This window comes from Jiangella anatolica, from assembly GCF_003236295.1.
Lineage (GTDB): Bacteria > Actinomycetota > Actinomycetes > Jiangellales > Jiangellaceae > Jiangella > Jiangella anatolica.
In genome coordinates, this window is sequence record NZ_POTW01000082.1 from 23,531 (window position 1) to 31,459 (window position 7,929).

Below are 7,929 nucleotides of genomic sequence, written 5' to 3' on the forward strand. Positions count from 1 at the left end.
GGCGGTGGCCACGTCGTCCTAGGGGGTAGAGACGACGCGAGGGGTGGGCGGATGGATGCGGCGGCGGAACGCGAGTTCACGCAGTTCGTGGCGGCGCGGTCGATGGTGCTGCTGCGGGTCGCGGTGGTGCTCACCGGCGACCGGCACCGGGCCGAGGACCTCGTGCAGGGCGCGCTGGCCAAGCTGGCCGCCCGCTGGCACAAGGTCGACGAACCCGAGGCCTACGTCCGCCGCATCATCTACCACGACCACGCCCGCTGGTGGCGGCGCAGGTCGGCCCGCTCGGAACTGCTCGGCGCCACGGTGCCGGAGCGGCCCGAGGCCGACCGCGCCGCCGACGCCGTCCGCCGCCTGGACCTGAGCTCCGCGCTGCGGCTGCTCGGGCCCCGGCAGCGGACGGTGCTGGTGCTCCGCTATCTGGAGGACCTGCCCGAGGCGGAGGTCGCGGCGATCATGGGCTGCTCGGTCGGGACGGTGCGCAGCCAGGCGCACCGTGCCCTGGCCCGGCTGCGCACCCTCGTGCCGGAGCTCGACGAACGGTCCGCCGACGACGTGGAGGAGCTGCGCCGATGAGCATCGAGACGAACCTGAGAGCCGGCCTCGAGGACCTGGCCGACGACGCCCGGCCGGTGCCGGGCCTGGCAGCGGCCGCGTTGCGCCAGGGCCGCCGGCGCCGGAACGCGGCGCGCGGCGTGCTGACGGCCGGCGCGGTGGCCGCGGCCGCCGTCCCGGCCGGCGTGATCTGGCTCGGCGACGACGACGATCCGGCCGGTTTCGTCGCGGCCGGGTCCGACATCGTGCCCGCGCCCGAATGGCGCGAGCTGACCGGCGACGAGCTGTCGACCGCGGTCGAAGCCTGCTTCCCGGGACGGCTCACTTCCGTGCCGGACCCCGTGCGCGGGATCCAGCTGGCCGAGCCGTCGTCGCCCACGTGGGTGATCACCGGCACCGGGGTCATGTGCGCGCTTCCCGGTGGAGGCGGTCCGCCCCGGCTGCAGCTGGCCCAGGTGGTCGAGGAGCGGCAGGTGCTGGAGGTCGACGACGGCTTGGGCGCCGGCAGCTACACCGATCCGGTGACGCGGGTGACCGTCCGCTATGAGGGCGGGCCAGAGCACGAGGCCGTGCTGTGGGACGGGCTCTGGTTCGATCCGCTGGACCACGCCCGGCAGCGCAATGAGCACGACCCCTGCGAGGGACAGTTGCCGTACGTGGTGCGCGGCTACGACGCCGAGGGGCGGCTCGTGTCCGAGGTGGCGTACGGGACCTCGGTCGACGGCACTCCGATCGCCGAGGAGCCGCGGGTCGCCGTCGCCACGTGCCCGCCGTGACCGGATCGTGACCGTGTGAGAGCATGATCCGCGTGGCCTCCCGAACGCGTCGTGCCGGTCATCCGGACCGGGAGCGTCGCCGGACGCGGGGGGCCGCGGATCGCCGCCGCCGGTTGACCGGCTTCCTGCTGGTCCTGACCACGATCGGCGTCGTCGGCTGGGCGGCGCTGCCCGACGGTGAGCCGGCCGCCGGCAACGCGGTGACACCGCTGGGGGCGCCGACGACGCAGCGTCCGCCGAAGACGTTCGCCGTGCTGCCGGTCGAGCGGCCCAGTCCGGCGCCGGAGTCGCCGGCCGAGCCGCCGGCCCCCGAGATCGCCGCCACCGGCCCCGGCACGTTCGCCGTCACCCCGGGCCAGAGCGGCCAGGCCGGCACCGACGGGTCGCTGCTCACCTACACCGTCGAGGTCGAGGACGGCCTGCCGTTCGACCCGATCGAGGTCGCCGCCGTCGTCGACACGACGCTGGCCGACCCGCGCAGCTGGATCGCCGAGGGCGAGCACTCCTTCCAGCGGGTCCCCTCCGGCGGCGACCTGCGCATCCTGGTCGCCACCCCCGGCACCACCGACGAGCTGTGCGCGCCGCTGCGCACCCGCGGCGAGGTGTCGTGCCGCAACGGGGACAACGTCGTGCTCAACGCGCTTCGCTGGGCCAACGCCGTCCCGCACTACAACGGCGACGTGGCCGCCTACCGCCAGTACGTGGTCAACCACGAGGTCGGCCACGCCCTCGGCCACGGCCACGTCGCCTGCCCGGCGCCGGGTGCGGTGGCGCCGGTCATGCTGCAGCAGACCTACAGCCTCGACGGCTGCGTCGCGAACAGCTGGCCCTTCCCCTGAGCCGTCACCTTGGCTTGATCACTAGAAATCAGATAATCTGATGCCATGATTTCGATGACGGCGACCGAGGTGTCGCGCAATTTCGCGTCGGTGCTCGACCGGGCGGCGCGGGGCGAGACGATCGTGATCACCCGAAGTGGGCGGCGACTGGCCACGCTCGCCCCGGCGACAGCCGGCAACGGCGCCGCGGTCAAGGAGTTCCTGAATGCGCACGTGCCAGATGACGGCTTCGCCGCCGACGTCGCGGGCACCCGCGAGCTCCTCACCGACGACGTGAGTGCGGCATGGCCCGGCGCTTGATTCTCGACACCGGGATACTGATCGGTGTCGAGCGGGATGGTGGCTTGGCGGCAGTCATGGACGACGATGACGACGTCGCGGTGGCTGCGATCACCGTCGCGGAGTTGCAACTCGGTGTCGAACTGGCGACGGATGCCCATCGCCAGCGGCGGCAGGAGTTCGCCGACGGCATCCGCGCCCTTCTCCCGGTCGAGGACTACACAGCCGATGTCGCTCTCGTCCACGCCCGTCTTCTCGCGCATGTCCGGCGCGCCGGCACAGCTCGAGGTGCCCACGACCTGATCATCGCCGCCACTGCTGCGGCCACCGCACGTCTCCTGGTCACCGGCGACGATCACGCGCGGTTCGACGAACTGCCCGGAGTGCACGCACTCCGGGCAGGACCGCCACTCTGAGTCAGAGCGCCGTGCCGGTGCCGATCGGGCAAGAGACGCCGGTGCCGGCGAGCCCGCAGTAGCCGTTCGGGTTCTTCGCGTCGCTCAGGTACTGCTGGTGGTAGTCCTCGGCGTAGTAGAACGCGCCCAGCGGCTCGATCTCGGTGGTGATCTCACCGTGGCCGGCGGCCGCCAGCTTCTCGCCATAGGCCGACCGCGAGGCCAGCGCCGTCTCCAGCTGAGCGGGCGACGTCGTGTAGACGGTCGAGCGGTACTGCGACCCGACGTCGTTGCCCTGGCGCATGCCCTGGGTCGGGTCGTGCTCCTCCCAGAACGCCTTGAGCAGGCCCTCGAAGCTGATCACGGCCGGATCGAAGACCACCCGGACCACCTCGGCGTGACCGGTGCGGCCGGTGCACACCTCCTCGTACGACGGGTTCGGGGTGTACCCACCGGCGTAGCCGACGGCGGTCGTCCAGACGCCGGGCAGGCGCCAGAAGATCCGCTCCGCGCCCCAGAAACAGCCCATCCCGAACACGGCCTCCTGGAAACCAGTGGGCGGCTCGGCGTCGATCGGCGTGCCCAGGACGGTGTGCGTGCCGGCCAGCCCGTACGCCCGCGTCTCGCGACCGGGCAGGGCCTCCTCGGGGCCGACCTTCCGAGTCTTCACCAAGCGATCGAACAGCGACATTCGCAACACACCTCCGCTCAGCAGAACAACGGGAACAGCCCCCGCGTTCCCAGACGATGATCAGGCGACGGCGTCGACGGAGTCAGCGGCGCCCCCGCCGTCCACCGCCACCGAGCCGACCGCCTGCTCCAGCCCGTCGACCGCCGCGGCGAGGACGTCGGGCGGGTGCGTGAACGGCAGCCGCAGCCGCCGCTCGAATGCCCCGTCGACGCCGAAGCGGGGACCCGCCGCGAGCCGGATCCCGTGCCGCTCCGCCGCCACCACCAGCCGGCTCGACACCGGCCGGCCGAGGTCGCACCAGAGCACCAGCCCGCCGGCCGGCACCCGCGTCCGCCACGACGGCAGCCGCTGCGCCAGCGCCGCCACCAGCGCGTCGCGCCGGGAGCGCAGCTCCGCCCGCCGCGGCGCCAGCGTGGCGTCCAGCCCGCCGAGCAGCTCCGCCACCGCCAGCTGCTCGACGACGGGCGAGCCCATGTCGACGCTGGCCCGGACCGCGGCGAGGCGCCGGATCAGGGCGGTGCCGGCCCGCGCCCAGCCGATCCGCAGCCCGCCCCACAGCGTCTTGCTCGCGCTGCCGACCGTCACCGTCAGGTCGTCCGGCAGGTACGACGCCAGCGGCGGCGGCACCGTGCCCTCCAGCGCGAGGTCGGTCAGCGACTCGTCGACGACGGTGAGCGTGCGGCCGCCGGTCAGGGCCGCGCCCAGCGAGCGCCGCTCCGCCTCGGACGCGAGCAGCCCGGTCGGGTTGTGGAAGTCGGGCATCAGGTACGCCAGCCGCGGCGCGGTCTGCCGGACGGCGGCCGCGACGGCGTCGAGGTCCCAGCCGTCGTCGGCCAGCGGGACCGGCACCGGGACGGCGCCGTGCCGGCCGATCGCGTCCAGCGCGTTCGGGTACGTCGGCTGCTCCACCAGCACCCGGTCGCCCGGACCGGTGACCAGCTGCAGGACCAGCGTGAACGCGTGCTGTGCGCCGGACGTGACGAGCACCTGCTCCGGCAGCGTGGGCAGGCCGCGCGCCGTCAGCCGGTCCGCGACCGCCGCGCGCAGCTCGGGCAGCCCGAACAGGTGGTAGCCCTGGCCGGGCAGGTGCCGCGGCAGCTGGTCCAGCGCGGCCTCGTAGGCGCGGCGCACCTGCGCGGGCGCCTCCGGCGCGGCGTGCGCGAGGTCGAGCAGGTCCGACCCGTCGGCGGCCCACGGCGTCCACAGCGGCCCGCCGCCCGCGGGCGTTGCACCGTGAGCACGCGACGGTGGCAGCGCCGTCCGCGTGCCCGACCCCTGCCGGCTGACGGCGTACCCGCCGGCCCGCAGCTCGTCGTACGCGGTGGTGACGGTGGTCCGGCTGACGCCGAGTGCCGCGGCCAGCTCCCGTTCGCCGGGCAGCCGGGTCTCCAGCGGCAGCCGTCCGTCCAGGACCAGCAGCCGGATCGCCGCCGCGACGCGCGCGTAGGCCGGCCCGCCGCCCTCCGTCCGGTCGTCGAGCAGCGCGGCCAGTTGCGGCCCCGTCATCGTGCGCACCAGTCCACTGTTCCACAAGTGGCTATGGATTCACAGGCCACTTGTCAGTGAAGATGAGGCGGTGATGACGCGCCGCCTCTCCCAGCTCTTCGCCGGACTGCTGCTCTACGGCTTCAGCATGGCCCTGCTCGTCGAGGCCGGGCTCGGCCTGGACCCGTGGGACGTGCTGCACCAGGGCATCGCCGAGCGCACCGGCCTCACCATCGGCACCGTGGTCATCGTCGTCGGCGTCGCGGTGCTGCTGCTGTGGATCCCGCTGCGGCAGAAGCCGGGTGTCGGGACGATCGCCAACGCGCTGCTGGTCGGGCTGGCCGCCGACGCGTCGATCTGGCTGCTGCCGTCGCCGGACCCGCTCGCGGTGCGGATCGCGTTCCTGGTCGCCGGCGTCGTGCTGAACGCCGTCGCCACCGCCGCCTACATCGGCGCCCGGCTCGGCCCCGGCCCGCGCGACGGGCTGATGACCGGGCTGGTCGGCCGGACCGGCCGGTCGGTGCGGGTGGTCCGGACCTCCATCGAGGTGCTGGTGCTGGCCACCGGCTGGCTGCTCGGCGGCACCGTCGGGGCCGGGACCGTGGTCTATGCGGTGTCGATCGGCCCGCTGGTGCACCTGCTGCTGCCGAGGATGCAGGTGCGTGAGGCCGTTCGCGTCGCTCCGGCTCCCGCGGCGACGTAGAGTCGCATGTCGTGCACGGATTCGAGACGCGAGCCATCCACGCGGGCCAGGACCCCGACCCCCGGACCGGTGCGGTCATCACGCCCATCTACGCCACCAGCACCTACGCCCAGGACGGCGTCGGCGGGCTGCGCGAGGGGTACGAGTACAGCCGCACCGCCAACCCGACCCGCACCGCGCTCGAGGAGTGCATCGCCGCGCTCGAGGGCGGCGTGCGCGGTCTCGCGTTCGCCAGCGGCATGGCCGCCGAGGACACCCTGCTGCGCACCGTGCTCGAGCCCGGCGACCACGTGGTCATCCCCGACGACGCCTACGGCGGGACCTTCCGCCTGATCGCCAAGGTGGCCGAGCGCTGGGGCGTCAGCTGGACCGCGGCACACGTCACCGACGTCGCGGCGGTGCGCGCGGCGATCCGGCCGGAGACGAAGCTGATCTGGGTCGAGACGCCGACCAACCCGCTGCTCAACGTCGCCGACATCACGGCGCTCGCCGGCGTCGCCCGCGACGCCGGCGTGCTGCTCGTCGTCGACAACACGTTCGCGACGCCATACCTGCAGCAGCCGCTCGCGCTCGGCGCCGACGTCGTCGTCCACTCCACCACCAAGTACTGCGGCGGCCACTCCGACGTGGTCGGCGGCGTGCTGGTCGTCAGCGACTCCGCGCTCGGCGACGAGCTGGCCTACCACCAGAACGCCATGGGCGCCGTCGCCGGGCCGTTCGACGCGTGGCTGGTGCTGCGCGGGCTCAAGACCCTCGCCGTCCGGATGGACCGCCACAGCGACAATGCCGAGCGCGTCGTCCAGCTGCTGGAGCGGCACCCGCGGGTCGCGCAGGTGCTCTACCCGGGCCTGCCCGGGCACCCCGGCCACGACATCGCCGTCAAGCAGATGACCCGGTTCGGCGGCATGGTGTCGTTCCGGATGGCCGACGGCGAGCAGGCCGCCGTCGACGTCTGCAACCGGGCGAAGCTGTTCACGCTGGGTGAGTCGCTGGGCGGCATCGAGTCGCTGATCGAGCACCCGGGCCGGATGACGCACGCCAGCACCGCCGGCAGCGCGCTCGAGGTGCCCGGCGACCTCGTCCGGCTCTCCGTCGGCATCGAGACCGTCGAGGACATCCTCGCCGACCTCACCCAGGCGCTGGGCTGACCCTTCCCCCGGCCGCCCGGGAACGCTAGGTTGAGCCGACCCTGCGTGCATCGGGAGAGTGCATGAGCTTCTACGACGACCCCAACCGGCAGTGGGCCGCCACCCAGTGGGAGGCCCCGCCGCCGGCCGGTGAGCCGTCCAGCCTGCGTGGCCTGCGCACCGCGTTGACGGTGCTGTTCGTGCTCGTCGCGCTGATCAGCCTGCTGTCCGTGGCCGCGTTCGCCGGTCGGCTCGCCTACGTGGGCGACGTGATCGACAGCGGCGACATCGACTCGAGCCGGGCCGAGGACGCCGACGCCTTCGTGACGACGTCCACGGTGCTGTGGTACCTGGTTGCCATCGCCATCGCGGCGGTGTTCATGGTCTGGCAGTTCCGGCACGCGCGGAACGCCCGGCTCCTGGGCGCGAAGGGCGGCGTGAGCAGCCCCGGCTGGGCGATCGGCGGCTGGTTCATCCCGCTGGCGAACGCGGTCATCCCGGCGATGAACCTCTACGCCAACGGCCGCGCCTCGAACTCGGACGGACGCCACGGTGCGGAGCCGAGTCGCGGCGGACCGGGGATCGTCGTCCTGTGGGCGATCGTGTTCTGGGTGGTGAACGGCCTCGCCCGCGCCTCCTGGCGCGAGTCGCCGGAGCCCCTGGACAGCGACTATCTCGAGCAGTTGCGCACTGCCGACACCTTCGCGCTGGCCGGGAACGTCGGTTACGTCGTGGCGGCGGTGCTGGCCATCGTCATGGTGCGGACGCTGACGGCCCGCCAGGAGGCGGCGCTCGCGAACCGGATGGCGCTGATCGGCGGGCCGCAGCAGGCGTACGGCAGCTGGCCCGCGCCGCCGCCCGGATCGCCGTACGGTCAGCCGGGCTACGTCCAGCCGGGATACGGCCCGCCGCCCGCTGCCGGCTACGCGCCGCCGCAGCAGCCGTACGGTCAGCCACAGCCCTACAGCCAGCCGCAGCAGCCGCCGACCGGCCGCTGGTGACCGACGTCGGCGCGCTCGCGCAGCACCATGGGGTCGGCGACCTCGAGCCGGCCGGGCGCGCGCAGGCCGCGCATGGAGACC

At 73.7% G+C, this 7,929-nt stretch carries 10 protein-coding genes; 8 read left to right on the forward strand and 2 right to left on the reverse strand.

The features are described from left to right. Positions 1-51 precede the first annotated feature (51 nt). Genes C1I92_RS25285 through C1I92_RS25305 form a run of 5 tightly spaced genes read left to right on the forward strand, consistent with a single transcriptional unit; the run spans position 52 to position 2,862 of the window. Positions 52-573: a SigE family RNA polymerase sigma factor gene (locus tag C1I92_RS25285; protein WP_111257410.1), complete on the forward strand. Its 522-nt coding sequence runs from the start codon at positions 52-54 to the stop codon at positions 571-573. Continuing rightward, on the forward strand, positions 570-1,328 hold the full coding sequence (locus C1I92_RS25290) for a hypothetical protein (protein ID WP_111257411.1): 759 nt from the start codon (positions 570-572) through the stop codon (positions 1,326-1,328). The genes C1I92_RS25285 and C1I92_RS25290 overlap by 4 nt, the downstream gene beginning before the upstream one ends. A gap of 32 nt (positions 1,329-1,360) precedes the next feature. Continuing rightward, positions 1,361-2,167: a DUF3152 domain-containing protein gene (locus tag C1I92_RS25295; RefSeq protein WP_158564273.1), complete on the forward strand. Its 807-nt coding sequence runs from the start codon at positions 1,361-1,363 to the stop codon at positions 2,165-2,167. 54 nt (positions 2,168-2,221) lie between these two features. Further along, positions 2,222-2,467: a type II toxin-antitoxin system Phd/YefM family antitoxin gene (locus C1I92_RS25300; RefSeq protein WP_111257413.1), complete on the forward strand. Its 246-nt coding sequence runs from the start codon at positions 2,222-2,224 to the stop codon at positions 2,465-2,467. Continuing rightward, on the forward strand, positions 2,452-2,862 hold the full coding sequence (locus C1I92_RS25305) for a PIN domain-containing protein (RefSeq protein WP_111257414.1): 411 nt from the start codon (positions 2,452-2,454) through the stop codon (positions 2,860-2,862). Before C1I92_RS25300 ends, C1I92_RS25305 begins: the two co-directional genes overlap by 16 nt. A gap of 1 nt (position 2,863) precedes the next feature. Here C1I92_RS25305 and msrA read toward each other — a convergent pair whose 3' ends face one another. Together msrA and yczR are read right to left on the reverse strand one after the other, a co-directional pair. After that, on the reverse strand, positions 2,864-3,526 hold the full coding sequence (msrA, locus tag C1I92_RS25310) for a peptide-methionine (S)-S-oxide reductase MsrA (RefSeq protein WP_111257421.1): 663 nt from the start codon (positions 3,524-3,526) through the stop codon (positions 2,864-2,866). A 66-nt stretch (positions 3,527-3,592) separates the two neighbouring features. Beyond that, positions 3,593-5,038 carry a MocR-like transcription factor YczR gene (gene yczR / locus C1I92_RS25315; RefSeq protein WP_111257415.1) on the reverse strand — a complete coding sequence of 482 codons (1,446 nt, stop codon included), beginning with the start codon at positions 5,036-5,038 and terminating at the stop codon, positions 3,593-3,595. Positions 5,039-5,111: 73 nt separating this feature from the next. On the opposite strand from yczR, the gene yczE reads away from it, so the two are divergent. The 3 genes from yczE to C1I92_RS25330 all read left to right on the forward strand — a co-directional run bounded on the left by yczE (position 5,112) and on the right by C1I92_RS25330 (position 7,848). Continuing rightward, positions 5,112-5,720 carry a membrane protein YczE gene (gene yczE, locus C1I92_RS25320; protein ID WP_111257416.1) on the forward strand — a complete coding sequence of 203 codons (609 nt, stop codon included), beginning with the start codon at positions 5,112-5,114 and terminating at the stop codon, positions 5,718-5,720. A gap of 11 nt (positions 5,721-5,731) precedes the next feature. Beyond that, complete coding sequence (locus tag C1I92_RS25325) at positions 5,732-6,868, forward strand: cystathionine gamma-synthase (RefSeq protein WP_111257417.1); 1,137 nt, start codon at positions 5,732-5,734, stop codon at positions 6,866-6,868. 62 nt (positions 6,869-6,930) lie between these two features. Further along, positions 6,931-7,848, forward strand: coding sequence for a DUF4328 domain-containing protein (locus C1I92_RS25330; protein WP_111257418.1), 918 nt, complete (start codon positions 6,931-6,933; stop codon positions 7,846-7,848). Positions 7,849-7,929 lie beyond the last annotated feature (81 nt).